The 21,825-nt window shown below is 70.6% G+C and carries 22 protein-coding genes and 1 pseudogene; 11 read left to right on the forward strand and 12 right to left on the reverse strand.

Features of this window, described 5'->3' with window-relative positions; translation table 11 throughout:
• Positions 1 to 137: 137 nt before the first annotated feature.
• Together aroB and G5B31_RS16885 are read right to left on the reverse strand one after the other, a co-directional pair.
• Positions 138 to 1,241, reverse strand: coding sequence for a 3-dehydroquinate synthase (gene aroB / locus G5B31_RS16880; protein ID WP_165019384.1), 1,104 nt, complete (start codon positions 1,239 to 1,241; stop codon positions 138 to 140).
• Position 1,242: 1 nt separating this feature from the next.
• A complete protein-coding gene (locus tag G5B31_RS16885) occupies positions 1,243 to 1,848 on the reverse strand; it encodes a shikimate kinase (RefSeq protein WP_394352141.1) in 606 nt (201 codons plus the stop codon).
• 128 nt (positions 1,849 to 1,976) lie between these two features.
• On the opposite strand from G5B31_RS16885, the gene G5B31_RS21410 reads away from it, so the two are divergent.
• From G5B31_RS21410 to G5B31_RS16900, 4 genes and pseudogenes are all read left to right on the forward strand, one after another.
• Positions 1,977 to 2,111, forward strand: coding sequence for a hypothetical protein (locus tag G5B31_RS21410; RefSeq protein WP_276616194.1), 135 nt, complete (start codon positions 1,977 to 1,979; stop codon positions 2,109 to 2,111).
• 25 nt (positions 2,112 to 2,136) lie between these two features.
• Positions 2,137 to 3,723: a hypothetical protein gene (locus G5B31_RS16890; protein ID WP_240904471.1), complete on the forward strand. Its 1,587-nt coding sequence runs from the start codon at positions 2,137 to 2,139 to the stop codon at positions 3,721 to 3,723.
• A gap of 287 nt (positions 3,724 to 4,010) precedes the next feature.
• Entirely contained in the window at positions 4,011 to 4,949 is a 939-nt protein-coding gene (locus G5B31_RS16895; protein ID WP_165019387.1) for a tyrosine recombinase, read from the forward strand.
• A gap of 109 nt (positions 4,950 to 5,058) precedes the next feature.
• Positions 5,059 to 5,847 (forward strand): annotated as a pseudogene (locus G5B31_RS16900) (transporter associated domain-containing protein); the annotation flags it as partial.
• A 6-nt stretch (positions 5,848 to 5,853) separates the two neighbouring features.
• Here the strand turns inward: G5B31_RS16900 and G5B31_RS16905 are convergent.
• On the reverse strand, positions 5,854 to 6,198 hold the full coding sequence (locus G5B31_RS16905) for a nuclear transport factor 2 family protein (RefSeq protein WP_165019389.1): 345 nt from the start codon (positions 6,196 to 6,198) through the stop codon (positions 5,854 to 5,856).
• A gap of 27 nt (positions 6,199 to 6,225) precedes the next feature.
• The gene (locus G5B31_RS16910) at positions 6,226 to 7,803 is read right to left on the reverse strand and encodes a helicase HerA-like domain-containing protein (RefSeq protein ID WP_394352140.1); all 1,578 of its coding nucleotides are present in this window, start codon (positions 7,801 to 7,803) and stop codon (positions 6,226 to 6,228) included.
• 373 nt (positions 7,804 to 8,176) lie between these two features.
• Between G5B31_RS16910 and G5B31_RS16915 the strand changes: the two genes are divergently transcribed.
• Positions 8,177 to 8,929 (forward strand): invasion associated locus B family protein, encoded by a 753-nt coding sequence (locus G5B31_RS16915; RefSeq protein WP_165019390.1) that lies wholly within the window; start codon positions 8,177 to 8,179, stop codon positions 8,927 to 8,929.
• A gap of 52 nt (positions 8,930 to 8,981) precedes the next feature.
• Here the strand turns inward: G5B31_RS16915 and G5B31_RS16920 are convergent, their stop codons facing one another.
• The 4 genes from G5B31_RS16920 to G5B31_RS16935 are packed head-to-tail and all read right to left on the reverse strand — an operon-like array spanning position 8,982 to position 13,095.
• On the reverse strand, positions 8,982 to 10,178 hold the full coding sequence (locus G5B31_RS16920) for a beta-ketoacyl-[acyl-carrier-protein] synthase family protein (protein WP_165019391.1): 1,197 nt from the start codon (positions 10,176 to 10,178) through the stop codon (positions 8,982 to 8,984).
• On the reverse strand, positions 10,175 to 10,435 hold the full coding sequence (locus tag G5B31_RS16925) for an acyl carrier protein (protein WP_165019392.1): 261 nt from the start codon (positions 10,433 to 10,435) through the stop codon (positions 10,175 to 10,177). Before G5B31_RS16925 ends, G5B31_RS16920 begins: the two co-directional genes overlap by 4 nt.
• Position 10,436: 1 nt before the next feature.
• Positions 10,437 to 11,519 carry a UDP-3-O-(3-hydroxymyristoyl)glucosamine N-acyltransferase gene (gene lpxD / locus G5B31_RS16930; RefSeq protein WP_165019393.1) on the reverse strand — a complete coding sequence of 361 codons (1,083 nt, stop codon included), beginning with the start codon at positions 11,517 to 11,519 and terminating at the stop codon, positions 10,437 to 10,439.
• Positions 11,520 to 11,553: 34 nt separating this feature from the next.
• Positions 11,554 to 13,095 (reverse strand): murein L,D-transpeptidase, encoded by a 1,542-nt coding sequence (locus G5B31_RS16935; protein ID WP_240904472.1) that lies wholly within the window; start codon positions 13,093 to 13,095, stop codon positions 11,554 to 11,556.
• A gap of 437 nt (positions 13,096 to 13,532) precedes the next feature.
• Between G5B31_RS16935 and G5B31_RS16940 the strand changes: the two genes are divergently transcribed.
• Positions 13,533 to 14,102 carry a DUF882 domain-containing protein gene (locus G5B31_RS16940; RefSeq protein ID WP_165019395.1) on the forward strand — a complete coding sequence of 190 codons (570 nt, stop codon included), beginning with the start codon at positions 13,533 to 13,535 and terminating at the stop codon, positions 14,100 to 14,102.
• Between the two features lie 405 nt (positions 14,103 to 14,507).
• On the opposite strand, the gene G5B31_RS16945 is transcribed toward G5B31_RS16940, so the two are convergent.
• Positions 14,508 to 15,239 (reverse strand): RlmE family RNA methyltransferase, encoded by a 732-nt coding sequence (locus tag G5B31_RS16945; RefSeq protein ID WP_165019396.1) that lies wholly within the window; start codon positions 15,237 to 15,239, stop codon positions 14,508 to 14,510.
• Positions 15,236 to 16,390: a Ppx/GppA phosphatase family protein gene (locus tag G5B31_RS16950; RefSeq protein ID WP_165019397.1), complete on the reverse strand. Its 1,155-nt coding sequence runs from the start codon at positions 16,388 to 16,390 to the stop codon at positions 15,236 to 15,238. Before G5B31_RS16950 ends, G5B31_RS16945 begins: the two co-directional genes overlap by 4 nt.
• A 304-nt stretch (positions 16,391 to 16,694) precedes the next feature.
• Here G5B31_RS16950 and G5B31_RS16955 point away from each other — a divergent pair, with 304 nt between their 5' ends.
• Genes G5B31_RS16955 through G5B31_RS16965 form a run of 3 tightly spaced genes read left to right on the forward strand, consistent with a single transcriptional unit; the run spans position 16,695 to position 18,959 of the window.
• Positions 16,695 to 16,997 (forward strand): virulence factor, encoded by a 303-nt coding sequence (locus G5B31_RS16955; protein ID WP_165019398.1) that lies wholly within the window; start codon positions 16,695 to 16,697, stop codon positions 16,995 to 16,997.
• A 37-nt stretch (positions 16,998 to 17,034) separates the two neighbouring features.
• Positions 17,035 to 17,958: a methylenetetrahydrofolate reductase gene (locus tag G5B31_RS16960; protein WP_165019399.1), complete on the forward strand. Its 924-nt coding sequence runs from the start codon at positions 17,035 to 17,037 to the stop codon at positions 17,956 to 17,958.
• A 20-nt stretch (positions 17,959 to 17,978) separates the two neighbouring features.
• Positions 17,979 to 18,959, forward strand: coding sequence for a methyltetrahydrofolate cobalamin methyltransferase (locus tag G5B31_RS16965; RefSeq protein ID WP_165019400.1), 981 nt, complete (start codon positions 17,979 to 17,981; stop codon positions 18,957 to 18,959).
• Between the two features lie 86 nt (positions 18,960 to 19,045).
• Here the strand turns inward: G5B31_RS16965 and G5B31_RS16970 are convergent, their stop codons facing one another.
• Entirely contained in the window at positions 19,046 to 19,774 is a 729-nt protein-coding gene (locus G5B31_RS16970) for a GNAT family N-acyltransferase (protein WP_346763930.1), read from the reverse strand.
• Between the two features lie 60 nt (positions 19,775 to 19,834).
• Here G5B31_RS16970 and msrB point away from each other — a divergent pair, with 60 nt between their 5' ends.
• Entirely contained in the window at positions 19,835 to 20,227 is a 393-nt protein-coding gene (gene msrB / locus G5B31_RS16975; protein WP_165019401.1) for a peptide-methionine (R)-S-oxide reductase MsrB, read from the forward strand.
• A 257-nt stretch (positions 20,228 to 20,484) separates the two neighbouring features.
• Here the strand turns inward: msrB and G5B31_RS16980 are convergent, their stop codons facing one another.
• Positions 20,485 to 20,964, reverse strand: coding sequence for an outer membrane protein assembly factor BamE (locus tag G5B31_RS16980; RefSeq protein WP_165019402.1), 480 nt, complete (start codon positions 20,962 to 20,964; stop codon positions 20,485 to 20,487).
• A 179-nt stretch (positions 20,965 to 21,143) separates the two neighbouring features.
• Between G5B31_RS16980 and G5B31_RS16985 the strand changes: the two genes are divergently transcribed.
• A complete protein-coding gene (locus G5B31_RS16985; RefSeq protein ID WP_165019403.1) occupies positions 21,144 to 21,683 on the forward strand; it encodes a DUF177 domain-containing protein in 540 nt (179 codons plus the stop codon).
• Positions 21,684 to 21,825 lie beyond the last annotated feature (142 nt).

Here is a 21,825-nt window from a genome sequence, read left to right on the forward strand (position 1 = left end):
AAGCCATGGCAGACCCGAGGCCGCATCTCGCGGGAGGCAAAGCCACCGCCTTCGGGGCGGGGGCGGGAAGGCCACCGCCAGATCGAAAACCGGCACGCCCGAGCGGAAGAACCTCCGGGCCCCTCACGGGTCCGTTCTCATTCCAGCGCATCGGCCAGCAGCCGCAGCACCGTATCGCCCGGCACGTCCTCGGCCACGAAGGCCTCGCCGATGCCCCGGGCCAGCACGAAGCGCAGGCGGCCGTCGATCACCTTCTTGTCCTGGCCCATCAGCGCCAGCAGCGCCTCGGCTCCCGGCAGGTCGCCGGGGATGTCGGCAAGGTCCACCTTCATCCCCATCGCGCGCAGATGCGCCCGCACCCGGCTGGGGTCTTCCTGCGAGCAGAGGCCGAGCCGCGCCGACAGCTCGAAGGCCAGCGCGCAGCCGATGGCGACGCCCTCGCCGTGGAGCAGGCGGTCGGAATAGCCGGTGGCCTTTTCCAGCGCATGGCAGAAGGTGTGGCCGAGGTTGAGGAGCGCGCGCTCGCCCTCCTCGGTCTCGTCGCGCGAGACGATGCCGGCCTTCATCTCGACCGAGCGGGTGACGGCGCGCAGGCGGGCTTCGGCATCGCCGGCGGCGAGGCCCGGGCCGGCGGTCTCCAGCCAGTCGAAGAAGGTTGCGTCGCCGAGGAGGCCGTATTTCACCACCTCGCCATAGCCGGCGAGGAGGTCGCGGGCGGGCAAGCTGTCCAGCACCGCGGTATCGGCCAGCACCAGCGAAGGCTGGTGGAAGGCGCCGACCAGGTTCTTGCCCTGCGCGGTGTTGATGCCGGTCTTGCCGCCGACCGAAGAATCCACCTGCGCCAGCAGCGTGGTCGGCAATTGCACGAAGCGCACGCCCCGGCGCAGCACGGCGGCGGCGAAGCCGACCAGATCGCCGATCACCCCGCCGCCGAAGGCGATCACCACGTCGCGGCGCTCGACCTTTTGCTCCAGCAGCCATTCCACGCAACGGGCGAACTGCTCCCAGCCCTTGGTGCCCTCGCCGGGCGGCAGGGCCAGCGCCGAGACCGCGATCCCCTGCCCCTCCAGCGCCGCGGTCAGCCGGGCCAGATGCAGCCCGGCCACCGTCTCGTCGGTCACCACCGCCACCCGGGGACGACGGAGCAAAGGCACAATCTCGGCCCCCGCGCGGTCGATCAGGCCGGGGCCGATGCGGACCTCGTAGCTGCGGCTGCCCAGATCGACGGGAACGATGTTCATCTCATGCCTCTTCCAGAACGTCGGGCCTCGCCCGCAGCGCCTCTACCACGCGGGCGGCCATCTGCTCGACCGAGTAGTCGGGCGAGGCATCCACCGCAAGGTCGGCCAGCCGGTAGGAGGGCAGCCGCGCGTGGTAAAGCTCGGCCAGCGTCTCGCGCGGGTTGGCGGTGCGCAAGAGCGGCCGGGTGGTCTTGTGGCGGACCCGGTTCCACAGCAGGTCCAGCTCGGCCCGCAGCCAGACCGAGACCCCGGCCTCGTGGATCTGCGCCCGATTGCGCTCCGACAGGAAGGCGCCGCCGCCGGTGGACAGCACGGCGGGCGCCCCGCGCAGCAGCCGCCCGATCACCTCGTATTCGCGGTCGCGGAAGAAGGCCTCGCCGTCGCGGGCGAATATCTCGGCGATGGAGCGGTCGGCGGCCTTCACGATCTCCTCGTCCGAGTCGAGGAAGGGCACCTTCAGCAGCCGCGCCAGCGCGGTGCCGACGGCGGTCTTGCCCGCCCCCATCATCCCCACCATCACCACGGTCTTCTTCAGCCGCATCCCGTTCCCCCGCCGCGTCCTCCCTGCGGCAGGGCGCTGCCCATCGCGGGAGGTTTCGCCCTGAATGGCGTGAACTTGCCGGGAATGCCATATACAATCGGCGACGGGCGGCGGCAGGCCGCGGTTGCATTCGCCCCGAGGGTGGTGCAGGCAGGAGACGGCAGGACCGGCACAAGAAAAGAGGCGACGGGCAGATGGGGCGGATCATCAAGGCGGTATTCTTTCTGGCTGTGCTTGGGTTTCTGGCGCTGACGGGCTATGCCTATCTTGGGGACCTGCGGCCTGCGCAGGTGGAGATACGCAAACCCGTGGTGCTGGATGCGGAGTGACGCCGGATTCTGGACGATTGGCGGGTTGACCGCGGCGCTGGCCTGCGGACCGGCGCTGGCGCGCAGCGGCGATCCGATGTCGGCGATCGACTGGCTGTCTGAATCGGTGACGGCGCCGGCCTCGGGCGCGGTGGCCGCGCCGGGGCCGGGGCGGCTGACCGGCCCGCCGGTGCAATCCGGCGCGGCGGCGGCGCCGGCGCCCGACCCGGACGAACCCCCGGTCAGCGCCAGCGGCGCCCTGCCGGTCTCGGTGGCGGTCACGCCGCTGGACGGTCCCTCGCCCGATGCGGTGGGGCCGATCTCGCCCGCGGCCTCGGGCTTTCCGCGCGATCTCTGGGGCGTCGGGCTGACGGTCGAGGTGGCGCAGGCGGTGACGCGCGACCGGATGGACAGCCTGCCCGCCCTGCGCCAGCTGTTCCTGACCCTGCTGCTGGCCGAGACCGAGGCCCCGATCGACAGCGGCGGCAAGGGCATCCTGTTGCAGGCGCGGGTGGACAAGCTGCTGCAGCTCGGCGCGCTGGAGCAGGCGGCGGCGCTGATCGAGCTGGCCGACCAGGGCGACTCTCCCGCCCTCTTCCGCCGCGCCTTCGACGTGGCGCTTCTGACCGGCCACGAGGACCGCGCCTGCGAGCGGATGACCGCGAACCCCGGCCTCGCCCCCACCTTGCAGGCCCGGGTGTTCTGCCTGGCCCGCGGCGGCGAATGGGATGCGGCGGCGGTGACGCTGCAGACGGCCGAGGCGCTCGGCCAGGTCGACCACGGCCAGGCGGCGCTGATGGCGCGCTTCCTCGACCCCGACCTGTTCGAGGGCGAGCCGGTGCCGCCGCCGCCGATGCCGGTGACGCCGCTCGACTGGAAGATGTTCGAGGGCATCGGCGAGCCCCTGTCCACCGCCACCCTGCCGGTGGCCTTCGCCTATGCCGAGATCAGCCCGCATTTCGGCTGGAAGGCACAGATCGAGGCGGCGGAGCGGCTGACCGCCGCCGGCACCATCGCGCCGAACGTCATCCTCGGGCTCTACACCGAGCGGGTGCCCTCGGCCTCGGGCGGGGTCTGGGACCGGGTGGAGGCCTTCCAGGACTTCGACGCCGCCTTCGCCGCCCGCGACAAGGGCCGCATGGCGCAGACCCTGCCAGTCGCCTGGGCGCGGATGCAGGAGGTGGAGTTGGAGGTGGCCTTCGCCATGCTCTACGGCGCCGAGCTGGCGAAGCTGGGGCTGCCGGGCGAGGCGGGCGAGATCGCCTTCCGCGTCGGCCTGCTGTCGCCGGATTTCGAGGCGGTGGCCCGGGCGCATACGCCGCACGACCAGACCGAGGCCTTCCTGATCGCGCTGGCGACCGGCAAGCTGCAGGGGGTGCTGCCGCCCGACCGCATGGGCCGCGCCATCGCGCCCGCCTTCCTGGCGCCGAAACCGTCGGAGACGGCGCAGGCGCTCCTGGACGGCGACCGGCTGGGCGAGGCGATCCTGACCGCCATCGACGAGATCGCCGGCGGGGTGCAGGGCAACCTGCAGGGGGTGACGCAGGGCCTGTCGCTGCTGCGCATGGTGCGGCTGGACGGCATGGCGCGGCGGACGGCGCTGGAGCTGATGCTGCTGGAACGGCGGGGCTGAGATGATCGGCGGCTTCTCCGGGCGGGACAGGGCGAGGCACTGCCTCGCCCCCGCCCGTGCGGTCGGGTTCAACCGGAGACCTGCCGGCACCAGACCCCGAGAGGCCAGCGCCCGGCCCGGCGGGCGAGAAGCGCCCGCCGAGGGCGGGGCGGGCGCTGGCCGGGCCTTGGGGGCCCGGCCGGACAAGGGGAAGCGTTGCGCTGTGGCGAAGGCACGCGCCTTCGCCAGGGAAGCGAAGCGCCCCGCCTGTTTCCACCCCGCCCGGGCCTCAGGCTAGGGCTAGCCCCATGCCCCCCGCCTCCCCCGACCGCTGGATCTCCACCTTCCTCCAGGCCATCGCCGCCGAGGCGGATGCGGCGCGCAACACCCGGCTGGCCTATGGCCGCGACCTGAGGGATTTCGCCGACTGGGCCGCGGCGCGCGACCTCGACCTCGCCACCCTCGACCGCAAGGCGGTGGAGGATTACCTCGTCTTCTGCGACGCGCAGGGCCTGTCGAAATCCACCCGCGCGCGGCGGCTGTCCTCGATCCGCCAGCTCTACCGCTTCGCCTTCGAGGAGGGCTGGCGGACCGACAACCCCGCCCTGCGCATCTCCGGCCCCGGCCGCGGCCGGCGCCTGCCGGAAACGCTGTCCGAGGATCAGGTCGACGCCCTCCTCGCCGCCGCCCGCGACCATGGCCGCACGCCCGCGGAGCGGCTGCGGTCCGTGGCGATGGTCGAACTCCTCTACGCCACCGGCCTGCGCGTCAGCGAGCTGTGCACCCTGCCGCAGGCCGCGGTGCGGGGCGATCCGCGGATGATCCTGGTCAAGGGCAAGGGCGACAAGGAGCGGATGGTGCCGCTCTCCGCCCCCGCCCGCGCCGCGCTGGCCGCGTGGCTGGCGCATCTGGATGCCGAGTCGGCGCGGCTCAGGGCCGAGGGCAAGCCGGTGCCGAAGGCCCTGTTCCCCGCCCGCGGCAAGGACGGGCACTGGACCCGGCAGCAGGTCTTCCTGACGCTGAAAGCCATCGCGGCGCAGGCCGGCATTTCCCCTGCGCTGGTCACGCCGCATAGGCTGCGCCATGCCTTCGCCACCCACCTGCTGGCCCATGGCGCCGATCTGATGGTGATCCGGACGCTGCTCGGCCATGCCGACGTGGCGACGACCGAGATCTACACCCATGTGCTGGACGAGCACCTGAAGGAGCTTGTCCTGACCCGCCACCCGCTTGCCCGGAAAGGCTGAGATGACCTTCCCCGCCGTGCCCGTCCTCTCCCTTCTGCTGGTGCTGTCGCTGGCGGCGCTGGCCTGGACCAACCGCGACCGCCTCTTGCGCCGCAACCGCGACGGCGAGGCGCTGCGGCAGGACATCGCCGGGGCCATCGCGCTCGGCCATTCCGGCGGCGCGGTGGAGAAGGAGGACCGCGACCGCCTGCTCGGCGCGCTGGACCTGCACGCCCGCACGGTCGAGGAGATCATGCGCCACCGCCGCCAGATCGAGATGGTGAACGCCGATCTTTCCCCCGACCGCATCCTGACCCAGGTGCTGGCTAGCCCCTACACCCGCCTGCCGGTGTTCCGCGATTCCGAGGACACCATCCTCGGCGTGATCCACGCCAAGGACCTGCTGCGCGAGGTCGACCGGCTGCTGCGCGGCCCCGATGCCGCGCCGGAGGGGCTGGCGGCGCTGGACATCCTGAAGGTGGCGATGAAGCCCTATTTCATCCCCGAGACCACGCCGCTGGATGAACAGATGCGCGAGTTCCTGAAGCGGCGCACCCATTTCGCGCTGGTGGTGGACGAATACGGCGCCCTGCAGGGGCTGATCACGCTGGAGGACATCCTGGAGGAGATCGTCGGCGACATCACCGACGAATTCGACGTGGTCTCGCGCGAGGGCAGCCTGCGCCAGGATACCGACGGCGGTTATCTGGTCGACGGCGCGATGACCATCCGCGACCTGAACCGGGCGCTGGACTGGTCGCTGCCCGACGACGAGGCCAACACCATCGCCGGGCTGGTGATCCACGAGGCGCAGACCATCCCGGCCGAGGGCCAGGTGTTCAGCTTCCACGGCTTCCGCTTCGAGGTGCAGGCGCGGCGCGAGAACCGGATCACCCGGTTGAAGCTGCGGCCGCTGTAGCGGCCGTCACGCCGGCGTCTGCTGATGCGACATCAGCCGCCAGCCGCCGTCCTCGCGCAGATAGGTGGAGGCACAGAGCATGGTCTGGATCGGCGCGCCCTCGCGCTCGGCCTCGGCCTTGTAGGCCAGAACGGCGACAGCGCCGCGGATGTTCAGCCTGCGGTCCCTCATCAGGACCGACCGCCAGCGCGGCGCGGATTTCACGCCTTCCACGATCGTCTCGCCCTGAAGGATGCCGGCCGGATAGGGAAAGACCATGATGGCCCCGTCGGCCATGGTGCTGCGGAAGGTCTCGGCCCCGCCGAGCCAGAAGCTTTCCTCGAGCTGCCAGAGGGTGTCCTGATCGGTCATGATGTGCCCTTTCCTGCTTGCAAAGCCCTACCGCTTCCCGAACAGCGTCCCCAGCACCCCGCGCACCAGCGCCTGCCCGCCCTTGGTGCCCAGCTGGCGGGCGAAGCTCTTGGCGAAGGTCTCGGTGATCGAATCCGACTGCCGGCCGGCGCGTTTCTTCGGCGCCTCCGGCTCGGCGCGGCCATAGCCCTTGCCGTCGTAGCGGCGGGCTTGCTTGAACTCGTTCAGGTCCAGCTGCAAACCGCCCCCCGCCGGCTCCGGCGGCGCCTCGGCATTGCGGGCGGCTTCTTCCGCCCGGCGGCGCAGCATCTCCCAGGCCGAGTCGCGGTCCACCGGGGTGTCGTATTTCCCGGCCACCGGAGACCCCGCAATGGCCGCCGCCCGCGCCGCCTCGTCGCAGGGGCCGAGCCGGCTGGAGGGCGGGCGGACCAGCGTGCGCTCGGCCACGCCGGGAATGCCCTTCAGTTCAAGGAACGAGGTCACCGCCTCGCCGGTGCCGACCTCGCGGATGGCGTCCTCGATGGCGAAGCGCGGGTTGGGGCGGTAGTTCTGCGCCGCCAGCCGCAGGTCCTTCTGGTCCTTGGCGGTGAAGGCGCGCAGCGCGTGCTGGACCCGGTTGCCCAGCTGGCCGAGGATGTTCTCCGGCACGTCGGCCGGGTTCTGGGTGATGAAATAGACCCCCACCCCCTTGGACCGGATCAGCCGCGCCACCTGCTCCACCTTCGCCACCAGCACCTTGGGCGCATCGTCGAACAGCAGATGCGCCTCGTCGAAGAAGAACACCAGCTTCGGCTTGTCGGGGTCGCCCACCTCGGGCAGGGTCTCGAACAGTTCGGACAGCAGCCACAGCAGGAAGGTGGCGTAGAGCCGGGGGGAATTCATCAGCTTGTCGGAGGCGAGGATGTTGATCCGCCCTGCCCCGCTGGCATCGGTCAGCATCAGGTCCGACAGCGCCAGCGCCGGCTCGCCGAAGAGCTTCGCCCCGCCCTGGTTCTCCAGCACCAAGAGCCGGCGCTGGATGGCGCCGACGGATTCCTTCGACACCAGCCCATAGCGCGCCGTCACCGCATCGCCGTTCTCGGCGATGAAGGTCAGCAGCGCCTGCAGGTCCTTCAGGTCCAGAAGCGGCAGCCCCTCGTCGTCCGACAGCCGGAAGGCGACGTTCAGCACCCCTTCCTGCGCCTCGGACAATTCCAGCAGGCGGCTGAGGAGCAGCGGCCCCATCTCGGCCACGGTGGCGCGGATCGGGTGGCCCTTCTCGCCGAAGAGGTCCCAGAAGGTGACCGGGAAGGCCCGGTATTGCAGGTCCAGCCCGATGGTGGCGGCGCGCTTCTGGAAACCGTCGTGCAGCTTGCCCGCAGGGTCGCCGGGCTGGCAGAGGCCGGAGAGATCGCCCTTCACGTCCGACAGGAACACCGGCACGCCGGCGGCCGAGAGACCCTCGGCCAGCACCTGCAGCGTCACGGTCTTGCCGGTGCCGGTGGCTCCGGCGATCAGCCCGTGGCGGTTGCCGTATTTCAGCAGCAGGCGCTGCGGCACCCCGTAGCCCTCGCCGCCGCCGCCCACGAAGATGCCTGGCTCTTCCGTCACATCGACCCCCTTCACCACCCTGTCCGCAGGGCCGGGACGGGCCTGCGGGGCAAACATACAAAATCTTGGCCGCGCCGCGCCAGCCTCGATCTTCCCGGGGGGCGGCTGCGGGGGCGAAGGGCAAGAATCCCGTTGACGCACCGGCAAAAGATCAATAGCGTCCGGTCATGAAGTCGGCCAGTCCGACAGGGAGCAAAGAATGACATGACGAAGGGCTGGCTTGCCAGCCCTTCGTCTTTTCCGGGCCTCCCCTCCGCTGCCGGCACCCTTCCGCCGTCGCGCTTTTATGACCTGACAGCACCGATCCGCCATGCTACCAACCGCGCGACCCGGCGCGCGGCCCTCGGGCCGCCCAGGCAGCAGTTTCCGTCCGATCAAAGGATCAAGCATGACCAGGACCCGACCCACGATCTCCTCCCTCGCGCTGGCGCTCTCGCTGGGGCTGGCGCTGCCCGCGCTGGCGCAGGAAACCGCGCCCGAAGCCACGCCGGAAACCCCGGCCGAGCCCGCCCCGGCCGAGGGCGCCGCCGCCCCCGCCGATGCCTCCACCGCGGACGGCCTGTCGCTGGGAACCGAGATCGGCGAAGCCCCCGGCGTCGGCGACAGCTACGTCAAGGCGAATTTCGAGTCCTGGGAGCAGCGCTGCGTCAAGACCCAGAGCGGCGTCGATCCCTGCCAGCTCTACATGCTGATGAAGGACGAGAACGGCCAGGCGGTCGCCGAATTCTCGGTCTTCAACCTGCCCGAAGGCACCGAGGGCCCGGCCGTCGCCGGGGCGACCTTCATCGCGCCGCTGGAAACCCTGCTGGGCGCGGGCGTGACGATCCAGGTCGACCAGAACAAGCCGCGCGCCTATCCCTTCACCTTCTGCGCCAGCATCGGCTGCGTCGCCCGGCTGGGCTTCACCGCCGAGGAAGTGACGATGTTCAAGAAGGGCGGCAATGCGGTGCTGACCATCATCCCGGTGGTGGCGCCGGACCAGAAGGTCGGGCTGACCGCCTCGCTGAAGGGCTTCACCGCCGGTCTGGACGCGGTGACCGAGGCGAACAAGGCCGCCGATGCCGCGGCTGCGGCGGCTGCCGCCGCTGCGCCCGCGGAAGCGCCGGCCGAGGCTCCGGCCGAAGCGCCCGCCGAGAACTGATCCCGCCGCAATTGCGGACCCGGCGGCCCCCCTTGCGGGGGCCGTTCGCGTTTCAGGCGGCGCGCAGGGCGAGGACGGCGTTCAGTCCGCCGAAGGCGAAGGAATTCGACAGCGCCGCGGCCACCTCTGCCCGCCGGGCCGCCCCGGTCACGATGTCCAGCCCGCAGTCCGGGTCGGGGGTCAGGCAGCCCGCCGTGGGCGGGATCGTCCCGTCGCGCAGCGCGGCGATGCAGGCCAGCAGCTCCAGTGCGCCGGTGGCGCCGATGGCGTGGCCATGCGCGCCCTTGGTGGAGCTGACGGCAACCCCGTCGCCAAGGACCTGCCGCAGCGCCGCCGCCTCGGCCCGGTCGTTGGCGAGCGTGCCGGTGCCATGGGCGTTGACGTAACCCACCTCTGCCGCCGCCATCCCGGCATCGGCCAGCGCCGCCCGCATCGCCGCCGCCGCCCCCTCGGCCGAGGGCGCCACGATGTCGCCCGCGTCCGCGGTCATGCCGAAGCCGGCGATCTCGGCCAGCGGCGCCGCGCCGCGGGCGGCGGCGTGGTCCGCGTCCTCCAGCACGAAGACCGCGGCGCCCTCGCCCATCACCATGCCGTTCCGCTGCACGTCGAAAGGGCGGCAGGCGTCGGGGGACAGCACCCGCAGCCCCTCCCAGGCCTTGACCCCGCCGAAGAGCAGCATCGCCTCGGACCCGCCCGCCAGCATCATGGGCACCCGCCCCTCGCGCACCTCGCGGAAGGCCAGGCCGAGCGCATGGCTGGCGCTGGCGCAGGCGGAGGAGACCGAGAAGGCAAGCCCCCGCAGCCCGTGGCGGATCGAGACATGCGCCGGCGCCGCGTTGTGCATCAGCCGCGGAACCACCAGCGGCGGCACCCGGTCTTTCCCTTCGGCGAAGACGGCGCGGTAGTTGTCCTCCCAAGTGGCGATGCCGCCGGCGGCGGTGCCGAGGATGACGCCGGCCTGCGCCAGATCGGCGCCCTCCAGCCCGGACATGGCCACGGCCTCGTCGGCGGCGGCGAGGGCGTAGCGGGTGAACGGGTCCCAGAGCGCGGCCTCGCGCGGGGTCATGCCGGGGAGGCCGGGCCAGCCGCGGACCTGCGCGCCGATGCGGATGGTCAGCCGGTCCACGTCGCGGAAGTCCAGCGGCCCGATGCCGCTGCGCCCCTGCACCAGCGCGGCCAGCGTGCCCGGCACGTCATGCGCCAGCGCATTCACCGTGCCCGCCCCGGTCAGGACGACGCGGCGGCTCACGCCTTCGCGGCCACCAGCCGCCGCACCCCCTCGACCACCGCGCCCACCGTGGAGATGTCGAAATCCGAGGCGCCGGGTTCGTTGGCGTTGAAGGGAACCGAGATGCCGAAGGCCTCTTCGATGGCGAAGATCGCCTCGACCATCCCCAGCGAATCCAGCCCGATCCCGGCCGGGTCGTCGGTCAGCCGCACCGTCGCGGGCTCGATCAGCGCCTGCGCCGCCAGAATGCCGATCACCCTTGCCTCGAGATCGTCCATGTCAGTCTTCGCGGCCCGGGCCGCGCTCCATCGCCGCCACCCGGGCGGCAAGGCGCGGCAGGCGGCGCAGCGCCTTCTGCATCTCGACATGGGTCTCCATCTTCACCGCCGGATAGCCCAGCAGGACCCGGCCCGCAGGCGCATTGGTGAAGATCTTGGTGCCTCCGCCCGCGATCACGTCGTCGCCGACGAAGATGTTGTCGTTGACGCCGACCTGGCCCGCCAGCACCACCCGGTCGCCGATCCGCGCCGATCCGGCGACGCCGACCTGGCCGCAGAGCAGGCAGTCGCGGCCCACCTGCACGTTGTGGCCGATGTGGACCAGGTTATCCAGCTTGGTGCCCGAGCCGATCACCGTATCCCGGATCGTGCCGCGGTCGATGCAGGTGTTGGCGCCGATTTCCACATCATCCCCGATGGTTACGGCGCCCAATGAATGTATCCGCGTCCAGCTCTGGTCGCGGATTTCGGCGCGGGAGCCGAGGGTTTCGCGGATTTCCTCCACCCCGGATTTCTCGGGGGTGACGAAGGAGAAGCCGTCCGAACCGATCACCGCGCCGGGCTGGCAGATGAAACGGTCGCCGATGGTGACACGCGCGCCGATGCGGGCGCCGTGCAGGATCAGCGCCCCGGCCCCGATCCGCGCGCCCTCGGCGATGGAAACGTGGCTGGCGATGCGGGCATCCGGGCCGATCCTCACCCCGCGGCCGATGGTGACGAAGGGGCCGATCGCCGCGCCTTCGCCGATCTCGGCGCCGGCGTCCACCACCGCCATCGGATGGATGCCGGGGGCAAGGTCGGGGCCGGGGTCCATCAGCCGGGTCAGCCCGGCCATCGCCAGCCGGCCGCGCGGCGCGAAGATCGCCGCCTTCAGCCCCATCGCCCGCCAGTCCGCCCCGGGCCACAGCACCGCGGCCTGCGCCTGCCCCCGGGCGATGCCCTCGGCGTAGCGCGGGTCCATTGCCAGCGCCAGCTGGCCGGGGCCGGCGGCCTGCGGCTCGGCCGCGCCGTCGACAGCCAGGTCGAGGTCGCCCTCGGCCTCGGCCGCCAATGCCTGGGCGATGTCCTTGATCCTGTGGCGCATCTGGCCGGTCTCCGGGCTGGTTCCGGCCTTGGTCTTACCCCTGTTCGGGGGCCAATTCCACCCCGGCGGCGGAAAGCGCGTCCCAGAGCAGCGCATCCCGGCCGTAGACATCGCGGCGATAGCCGATCCGGCCCTTCGCCTCCGGGTAGGCGGTGTAATAGACCAGATGCACCGGCAGCGGCTTGGCCAGCTTGACCAGCGTCTCGTTGCCGGTCCGCAGCGCGGCGTCGAACTCGGCCTCGGCATCGTCGGACTGCAGCGACAGCAGCAGATGCGCCAGGTCGAAGGGGTCGGCGACGCGGATGCAGCCGTGGCTGTAGGCGCGCAGGTCCTCCTTGAACAGCGACTTCGACGGGGTGTCGTGCAGGTAGATGTTGTATTGGTTCGGGAACATGAACTTCACCTTGCCGAGCGCATTGCCGTCCGAGGGCGGCTGGCGCAGCGCGAAGGGGAAGTTGCGGGCGTTGTAGGCGGCGAAGTTGACCGCCCCGCGCGGCACCACCCGGCCCCGGCCGTCGATCACCTGCAGATGCCCCACCGCATTGGGGTTCCGCTGCAGAAGCGGCAGGTATTCCTTGACGGTGATCGACCGCGGCACCCCCCAGGAGGGGTTGATCACCATATGCTCCATCTCGTCCGAGAATTCCGGGCTGCGCTGGTCGGGGACGTTCTTGCCGATCACCACCCTTGTGGAGAACACCGTGCGGCCCTGGTCGACGATCCGGGCCATGAAATCGGGCATGTTGACCCAGACATGGCGGCTGTCGCGGTCGATGTGCAGCCAGCGCTCGCGCTCCATGGCGACGATCACCGACTTCAGCCGCTCTTCCGGGGCGGTGTTGATCTGGGTGATGGTGGCCGGGCCGGCGACGCCGTCGGCGGGCAGGCCGTGCGACAGCTGGAAGGCCAGCACGGCGGCCTGGAGGGTCTTGTCGTAGGTCGCGGTCGCGCTGCGGCCGAGGTAGCCCATGGCGATCAGCCGGTCGCGCAGCTGCACCACCGCCGCACCGCCGTCGCCGGGGCCGAGCGCCTTGGCTTCGACCTCCGGCCCCCAGCCGCCGGCCGCGATCTGCGCCTCCAGCCCGATCTTGGCCTTCATCAGCTGGACATAGACATCCGACTCCGGCATCAGCCCGCGCAGCACCGCCGCCGGGTCGTCGCCGGCGATGCGGGTCAGCAGAAGCGCGCTGTCCTGCACCGGAATGTCGCGGACGATGGTGGCGTCGATCTTCTTCGGCACCAGCATCCCCGAGGTCAGGTCATGCGCCCAGGCCAGATAGGCGCGGGTCATCGCCAGTTCCAGCCGGCCGCGGTCGCCCTCGGTCCGGGCGGCGGCGGCGGCCGCCTTCAGCCCCGCGGCATCGTAGCGCGCGGCGGGCAGGCCGTGGTCATGCGCGGTGGCCAGCGCGGCGAACAGCGCGGCGCGGCGGGGGGCGTCTTCTTCGCCGGTCCAGATCGGGGCATAGCCGCGCAGGCGATACCAGTCCGCCACCGCCTCGTCGGCCGAGGCCGCGGCGGCCAGTGACTGCACGAAGGGCGAGGGAACCGCGGCGGGCGCGACCTCGGCCAGAGCCATCGGCGAAAATCCGCCGATCATCGCGAGCAGCAGCGCCGTTCCCGTCGCCCGGACGGCCCGCGGGCCGCGTCCTTGAAAACCCGTCATCCCGTTCCCCGAAACCTGCGTCCGTTCAGGGCCTTGCAGCCCCGTTTCGCCAAAGGATTCAGGAAAATGCCGGAACTGTCCATTCACAATCCGGCGGGAAGGCAGGCTTTCCTGCCCCGAGGTATGGATTTTCCGACTTTCGGAAACAACAATCGCCCGGCCAGCCGCCGCCGGCCCCGCCGCGGGATTCAGCAAATCTTTGCCTATCGCGGTCCAGATGGCGGCAGCGGGGGCAATCTGCGCTTGGGCTTCGAATCCGCCTGTGCCATAACGGCCGTGCACTTGGGGAAGAAGTTGCACAGAAGCTGCCGCATCAGGCAGTCAGGACTAGCACGGGACAGGCGATCATAATGACGACCAATGGCTCCTTCGGGTTCACGCGGCGCGGGCTGCTGAGTGCCTTTGCCGCAACCGCAGTCACCGCGGCCCCCTTCTTCGGCAACGCACCGGCCTATGCGCGCGGCGCCGGCGATATCCGCCGCATCCGGATGTATTCCGGCCGCACAGGCGAAAGCATCGACACCATCTACTGGATCGAGGGGAAATACATCCCCGAGGTCATGAAGGAAATCAACGCCTTCATGCGCGACTGGCGCACCGGCGACGCGATCGGGATCGACGCCCGCACCGTGGACATCATGGCCGCTTCGCACCGGCTGATGGACGTGACCGAACCCTACATGCTGCTTTCGGGCTACCGCAGCCCGAAGACCAACGCGATGCTGCGGTCGAAATCCTCGGGCGTGGCGAAGAACTCGCTGCACATGGTGGGCCAGGCGGCCGACCTGCGGCTGAAGTCGCGCTCGGTCGGGCAGATGGCCAAGGCGGCGGCGGCCTGCGCCGCGGGCGGCGTCGGCCGCTATTCGCGCTCGAACTTCGTCCACATGGACTGCGGCCCGGTCCGCAGCTGGGGCGGCTGAGGCCGGTTTCCCTTCCGCAGGACAGGATGAAGGCGCCCTTTCCGGGGCGCCTTGTCGTTTCTGCGGGGGCGCAGCCTGCGATTTTTCGGCGAAAAATCGTGCAACGCCGGCCGGAGACCGTTTCCGAATGGTTAACAGCCATAATGAGCCATGCCCGGTTGGACGGGCGGGAACAGGCGAGGCACTGCCTCGCCCCCGCCCCTGCGCGACATGTCAACCGGAGACATTGGCAGCACAAGACCCGTAGAGGCCAGCGCCCGACCCGGCGGGCGAGAAGCGCCCGTCGGGGGCGGGGCGGGCGCTGGCCGGGCCTTGGGGGCCCGGCCGATCTAGCTGATACGATGCGCTTTGGCGAAGGCGATGGCCTCCGCCAAGGATACCGGGAAGGCGAAACGCGAGACCGCCCTACTCCTCCGGCTCCTCCGCCCGCTGCCTTCCGCGGAATCCCATCGCCACCACGAATTTCTCCGAACTGTCGGAGCGGCTGGCCGGCGGCTTCACGTTCGCCACCTTGGCGAAGTTGCGCTTCAGCAGCGCCTGCATCTCGTTCTCGGCCCCGCCGGCCAGCACCTTGGCGACGAAGGTGCCGCCGTCCTCCAGCACGTCGAAGGCGAAGGCCAGCGCCGCCTCGACCAGGGCGATGATGCGCAGGTGGTCGGTCGCCTTGTGGCCCGAGGCGGCGGCGGCCATGTCGGACATCACCACATCGGCCCGCCCGCCGAGCCAGTCCTTCACCTTCTCGTCGGCGTCGTCCGACAGGAAGTCCAGCTGGTGCAGTTCGGCCCCCGGGATCGGCTCCACCTCCTGCAGGTCGACGCCGAGCACCCTGCCCTGCGGCTTCTTCGGGTTCTGCGACAGCGCGTTCACCCGCCCCACCGCCACCTGGCACCAGCCCCCCGGCGCGCAGCCGAGGTCGACCACCCGCGCCCCCGGCTTCAGGAAGCCGTATTTGTCGTCCAGCTCCAGGATCTTGTAGGCGGCGCGGCCGCGATAGCCCTCGCGCTTCGCCGCCTGGACATAAGGATCGTTCAGCTGCCGCTCCAGCCAGAGCGTGGACGAGAGTTTCCGCCCCTTCGCCGTCTTCACCCGCACCCGCAACTCGCGCTGCCCGCGGCCGGAAGTGTTCTTCGCCGTCATCTGTAAGGCCCGTCCCCCAGAACGCCATCCGCGCTCATCTGTGCATATAGAAGCCCCTCGCGCAGGCCCCGGTCGGCGACCGACAGCCGGTCGGTCGGCCAGATCCGCATCAGCGCCTGCAGGATCGCCGCGCCCGACATGATCAGCGTATGCCTGTCCCGCCCGATCCGCGGGTCGGTGCGCCGCCCTTCCGGGCCGAGCGCCAGGTAGTCGCGGATCACCAGGTCGATCTGCGCCGAGGACATCTGCAGCCCGTCCACCTTGGCCCGGTCATAGCGGCGCAGGCCCAGGAAGCTGGCCGCCACCGTGGTCACGGTGCCCGAGGTGCCGATGATCTGGAACCCTTCCCGCGGGGCTTGGGCGTGATAGGGGCTGAACGAGGCCAGGTTCTCCTCGAAGAACCAGCTCATCAGCGCGAAGCGGGCGGCGTCGTCCTCGACATCGGCGAACTGGTCCTTCAGCGTCGCCACCCCCAGCTTGACGCTGATCCAGTCCACCACCCGCGCCACCGGGCCGGACCCCTGGGCGTCGAAGCCCATGTGCAGCCGCATGATCGCCCGCGGCCGGTCCTCCGGCGGGACGGCGGAGAGGTCGATCCAGACCAGTTCCGTCGAGCCGCCGCCGATGTCGACGATCAGCAGCTGCTCGGTCCGCGGGCTGGTCAGCGGCGCGCAGGAGATCACCGCCAGCCGCGCCTCCTCTTCCGGCGAGATGATCTCCAGCCCCAGCCCGGTCTCGCGGCGGACCTGGCGGATGAAATCCTTGGCGTTGCGGGCGCGGCGGCAGGCCTCGGTCGCCACCAGCCGCATCCGGCCGACACCGTGCTTCTGCAGCTTCTTCTGGCAGATCCGCAGCGCCTGGATCGTGCGGCCCATCGAGGCGCGCGACAGCCGGCCCGAAGCCTCCAGCCCCGCCCCCAGCTGCACGGTCTTGGAGAAGCTGTCCACGACGACGAACTGGCTGCCCTTCGGCTGGGCAATCAGCATCCGGCAACTGTTCGTGCCGAGGTCGAGCGCGGCATAAAGCGCCGCGCCCTCTGCAACAGGGGCAGACGTGTCAGCCTCGGGGGAACCGGCTGCCGCTTCCTGCGAAGGGGTCCGCTCGACCGCCTCGGCTGTCGCGTCCGCCCTCCGGGGACGCTCGGGCGTCATGAACCGCCCTCCAACTCTGGTTGGGGCCCAAGGTAATGCCGATCCCCCCCCGGCGCAACCCGTCGCTCGGCCCCCCGAAGCGGCGGCGGTGCGGATTATCGACGCGGCTCATCCCGGCCATGAGAAAATTTCAATCCCCGTCGCGGATTTTCCGCAGCATTCCCGCGCGCGACCGGCTATGCCGTCGCGGGGCGCGGGCGACCGGAACCGGGGTCGCATCCCGCCCTCGCCATGTCGAAATCCGGCATCGGATGTCGGGGAAGGACGACTATCTACGGGGATCGAGAGAAAGCGGGAATCAGCCATGCCGGAAGTGACGATCGTCTACTGGAGAGACATTCCCGCCCAGGTCATCGTGGGCAAGGGCCGCCGCGGCGCCAAGGTGCAGCTGCCGGAACGGTTCGAGCAGGCCATCGACCGCTGCGCCATGAAGATCGGCGCCAAGGATGCCGATGCCTATCTGGCCGAATGGCGCAAGGTCCCCTCGGGCGAGGTCGAGGGCGACCAGGACGATCTGGCCCGCGACATCGCCGCGAAGCTGGACGCCGAATACGACCTGACCTGCATCAAGGCCCTGATCGAGAACGAAGGCTGGGCGAAAGCCTGACCCGATGCCCCCCACCGCCACCCTGAAGGAGCGACTGATGGCCCTGTTCCAGTTCCGCAAACCCGCCCCGGCCGCTGCCTCGCAGGGCAGCTCCGCCCAGATCGAGGCCTTCCTGAAGGGCTATTCCATCGAGGTGATGCCGCGCACCGCCGAGAAGGTCGAGGATTTCCGCGCCCTGCTGCCGCTGGGGACCCGGGTCTACATCGCCCATATCGACGGCACGCCGATCGAGGACATGGTGGCGACGGCGAAGCGCATCGGCGACGAGGGCTTTGCGGTGATGCCGCATTTCCCGGCGCGGATCATCAAGGACAAGGCGGTGCTGACCGACTGGATTGCGCGCTACAAGGACGTGGGCGTGAAGCAGGGCCTGCTGCTGGCCGGCGGCGTGGCGCAGCCGGTGGGCGACTATTCCACCTCGATGCAGCTGCTGGAATCGGGCGCCTTCGACGGCTTCGAGCGGCTGCATGTGGCGGGCCACCCGGAAGGGAACAAGGACATCGACCCCGATGGGTCGGACAAGATGGTGATGGAAGCCGCGCGCTGGAAGACCGCCTTCGCCGAGCGGACCGATGCCAAGATGGCCATGGCGACGCAATTCTGCTTCGAGGCGCAGCCGGTGATCGACTGGGTCAACCGGCTGCAGGCCGAGGGCATCAAGCTGCCGGTGCATATCGGCGTTGCCGGCCCGGCCAAGCTGCAGACCCTGATCAAGTTCGCCATCGCCTGCGGCGTCGGCCCCTCGCTGAAGGTGCTGCAGAAGCGGGCGCTGGACGTGACCAAGCTGCTGCTGCCCTACGAGCCGACCGAATTCGTCGCCGAACTCGCCGCCCACAAGGCCGCCAACCCGGACTTCGGCATCGAGCAGGTGCATTTCTTCCCGCTCGGCGGGATCAAGACCAATGCCGAATGGGTGACCGCGAACGGCGGCGCCTCGGGCAAACCGGCAAAAGCCGCCTGACCTTCAACCAAGGGAATACGATGACCCGCACCGTCCTGGAATCCAAAACGAAAACCGTGGTCATCGGCTTTGACGAGCCGTTCTGCGTGATCGGCGAACGCATCAACCCCACCGGCCGCAAGAAGCTTGCGGCCGAGCTGGAGGCCGGCAACTACGAGACCGTCATCAAGGACGCGCTGGAGCAGGTGGCCTGCGGCGCGACCGTGCTGGACATCAACTCCGGCGCCGTCTTCACCAACAAGATGGCCGAGGACCCGCGCTACGCCGACAACAACTTCGTCGAGCCGCCGCTGATGAAGGCGCTGGTCGAGATCGTGCAGCAGACGGTCGACGTGCCGCTCTGCATCGACTCCTCGGTGCCGGGCGCGCTGGAGGCGGGGCTGGCGGCCTGCGAGGGCCGGCCCTTGCTGAACTCGGTGACCGGCGAGGAGGAGCGGCTGGAGCTGGTGCTGCCGCTGGTGAAGAAATACAACGTGCCGGTGGTGGCGATCTCGAACGACGACACCGGCATCTCGCCCGACCCCGACGTGCGCTTCGCGGTGGCGAAGAAGATCGTGGAACGGGCGGCGGATTTCGGCATCCCGGCGCATGACATCGTGGTCGACCCGCTGGTGATGCCGGTCGGCGCCATGGCCTCGGCCGGGCAGCAGGTCTTCGCGCTGGTCCGCCGCCTGCGCGACGAGCTGGGGGTGAACACCACCTGCGGCGCGTCCAACATCAGCTTCGGCCTGCCGCACCGCCACGGCATCAACGGCGCCTTCCTGCCGATGGCCATCGGCGCGGGGATGACCTCGGCGATCATGAACCCGGTCCGCCAGCAGGAGATGGAGGCGATCCGCGCCGCCAACTTCCTGATGAACCACGATGCCAACGGCGGCGAATGGATCCGCTTCGCCAAGGTGCTGGAATCGATGGAAGGCGGGATGACCTTCGCCGAGGCCTCCGCCGCCGCCAGCGCCGCCTCGGGCGGCCGCCGCGGCGGCCGTCGCGGCCGCGGCTGAGGCTCATCGCTTGCCTTCGGCGCTCTTCGCCCGTCGAGGAGCCGCCGAAGGCGGACGACGAGCCCGATCTTTCGGCGAAAGATCGGCTACTTCGCCACCGCCCGCAGGCTTGCCGCGCGGGCGGGCGGCACCTTGGCCACCTCGACGCAGGTGAAGACATGCAGCGTGTCCAGCTGCCGGTCCACCACCGCATGGTCGCTCACCCAGCCCCCCATCGCCAGATAGCTGCGCAGCAAGGGCGGCAGCGCCGCCAGCGCCGCGCGGCGGTCCCCCACCGGCTCGGCCAGTGCCGGATAGTCCACGATCTCCGCCGCCTTGCGCCCGGGCAGATGCTCCGCCGGCCCGATGTGCCCCGCCGCCAGCAGCGCGAGGCCCGCCCGGTGCGCCCGCCAGTCCGCGCCGCGGAAGGAGGAGCAGCCGACCATCAGCCCCGCCCGCCCCTCGTCCACCAGCCGGGTCATCGCCCCCCAGGCCAGCCGCAGCACATCCGGGTGGACGCCGCCCGGGGCCAGGCAGAACCGCCCCATCTCGGCGATCGGCAGGGCATAGCCCGCCAGCGGCGCCACGTCGTAGAACCGCGCCGCATAGCCCTGCGCTAGGCCGGCGCCCCAGCCGAACAGCATCACCCGGAAAGAGGCCAGCAGCTGCCCCTCGCCCTCCACCATCACATGCGCCGACAGCGCGTCCTGCGCATCCTCCTCGCCGCTGCCGTCGGTCCTGGGGAAGGCCGCGCGGCGGAATTCCATCACGCGGCCGAGATCGGCCCGCCCCTCGGCCAGCCGCGCCACCCATCCACCCTTTACCAGAGGCTCCACGCCCTTTTCCCCCGCCGCTTCACGTCCTATCTATCGCATATCCGCGACGGAGGTGCATCCATGGACAAGATCGAGAAGACCGAGGCCGAATGGCGCGAGCAATTGGGCGAGGCCGCCTATCGCGTGACCCGCCAGCACGGCACGGAGCGCGCCTTCTCGCACCCCGGCTTCCCGAAGGCGCCCGGGACCTTCCGCTGCATCTGCTGCGGCGCGCCGCTGTTCGATCAGCAGGACAAGTTCGAGTCGGGCTGCGGCTGGCCCAGCTTCACCGCGCCGATCTCGGCCGAGGCGGTGGAGGAATCCGAGGACCGCAGCCATTTCATGGTGCGGACCGAGGTGCATTGCCCGCGCTGCGCGGCGCATCTGGGCCATGTCTTCCCCGACGGGCCGGCGCCCACCGGCCTGCGCTACTGCATCAACGGCGTGGCGCTGAGCTTCGAGCCGGAAGACTAAGGCTGCTCCAGCCGGTTTGCCATGGCGAATGCCATCGCCTTCGCCACAGCGCACCGTTTCAACCGGGACCGGCCGGGCCCCAAAGGCCCGGCCAGCGCCCGCCCCGCCCTCGGCGGGCGCTTCTCGCCCGCCGGGTCGGGCGCTGGCCTCTCGGGGTTAAGGGCTGCCGCCGTCTCCGGGTGCAACCGCCGCGCACGGGCGGGGGCGAGGCAGTGCCTCGCCTTCTCCCGCCCGGCCAAACCGTGGGAAGCCCTGCCCTATTCCCTGAACAGATCGCTGGTCTGGATGCGGCCGAAGTTGGCCAGCAGCTGGCGGATGAAGCCGATGCCCTTGATGTTCGACTCGGTCACCCGGCGCGAGATGGCGATCACGCGGCCGTCCTCCAGCCCGTAGCGGCCGATGTCGTCGACCACGCCGCGCCCGTCGAAGGTGATGGCGACGACCTGGCGGTCGACCTCCTTCGGCTCGCGCGGGCCGACATGCTCGAACCGGCTCTGCACGTAGAACCAGCCGACGTCGTTCAACAGGCCCTGCGCCGAGGGGCGGCCGATCTTCTCGGCCACGGTCTCGCGGGTGTCGGCGCCGACCTGGACCTGCGCCAGCTCGGTCTCGTCGGGGACATAGCCGTGGTTGCGCACCACCGTGGCGCAGGCCGCCGCGGCCAGGCAGCACAGCGCCGCCAGCGCCAGACGCAGCTGCCGCGCCCCCGAGCGTGCCTTCATGGATATGGCTGCCATTCCTGCCCCTATGTCCGGCCCTGGTCCCCGGGGCGCCTGCGCGCCGCGGCCCCTTGGGGCAAGATTGTCTCTTGCGCCTTGGGATAACAGATGCCACGCCCTATGTTCAAGGACGACAAAGCCTTGGCCGGGCAAGGGTGCGGCAGACCCCACCCGCCCCGCCCCAGTAGACGAGACCGATGACCGAGACCTCCAGCTTCCGCACCTCCGCGCTGTCGCACCGCAAGCCCACCCGCTTCCGGCTGGCCCCCGATGCCGCCGGGCGGGCGGCGCTGGCCGAGTCGCTGGACCTGATCGACTTGCCCGAGCTGCTGTTCGAGGGCGAGATCCTCCCCGCCGGCCGGGCCGACTTCACCCTGAAGGGCCGGCTGAAGGCGCGGGCGGTGCAGGCCTGCGTCGTCACCCTCGCCCCGGTGCCGGCCGCGGTGGAGGAGGAGGTCACCCGCCATTTCCTCGCCGACTACGCCGCGCCCGAGGGCGAGGAGGTCGAGATGCCCGAGGACGACAGTTCCGAGCCGCTGCCCGAGGTGATCGACCTGACCGAGGTCCTGCGCGAGGCGCTGGCGCTGGCGCTGCCGCTCTACCCCCGCGCGCCGGGGGCGGAACTGGGCGAGGCGGTCTTCGCCGGGGAAGGCACCGAGCCGCTGCGCGACCGCGACCTGCGCCCCTTCGCCGGGCTGGCCGCGCTGGTGCGCAAGACGCCGGAGGAGGGCGGCTGAGACCCGCCCGTTCTCCAGCCCGGGCGCGCATTTAGGGGCTTGCGCCCGGCCGGAATCCGGCTATGTTCCGCGCCTCATTCAAGCTGTGGTTCCAGCCGCGGGCCAGACATGCCTGTCGTGCGGAATCACCAAGGAAATCCGG

The sequence above is a fragment of the Rhodobacter sp. SGA-6-6 genome (assembly GCF_011043545.1).
GTDB lineage: Bacteria > Pseudomonadota > Alphaproteobacteria > Rhodobacterales > Rhodobacteraceae > Pseudogemmobacter.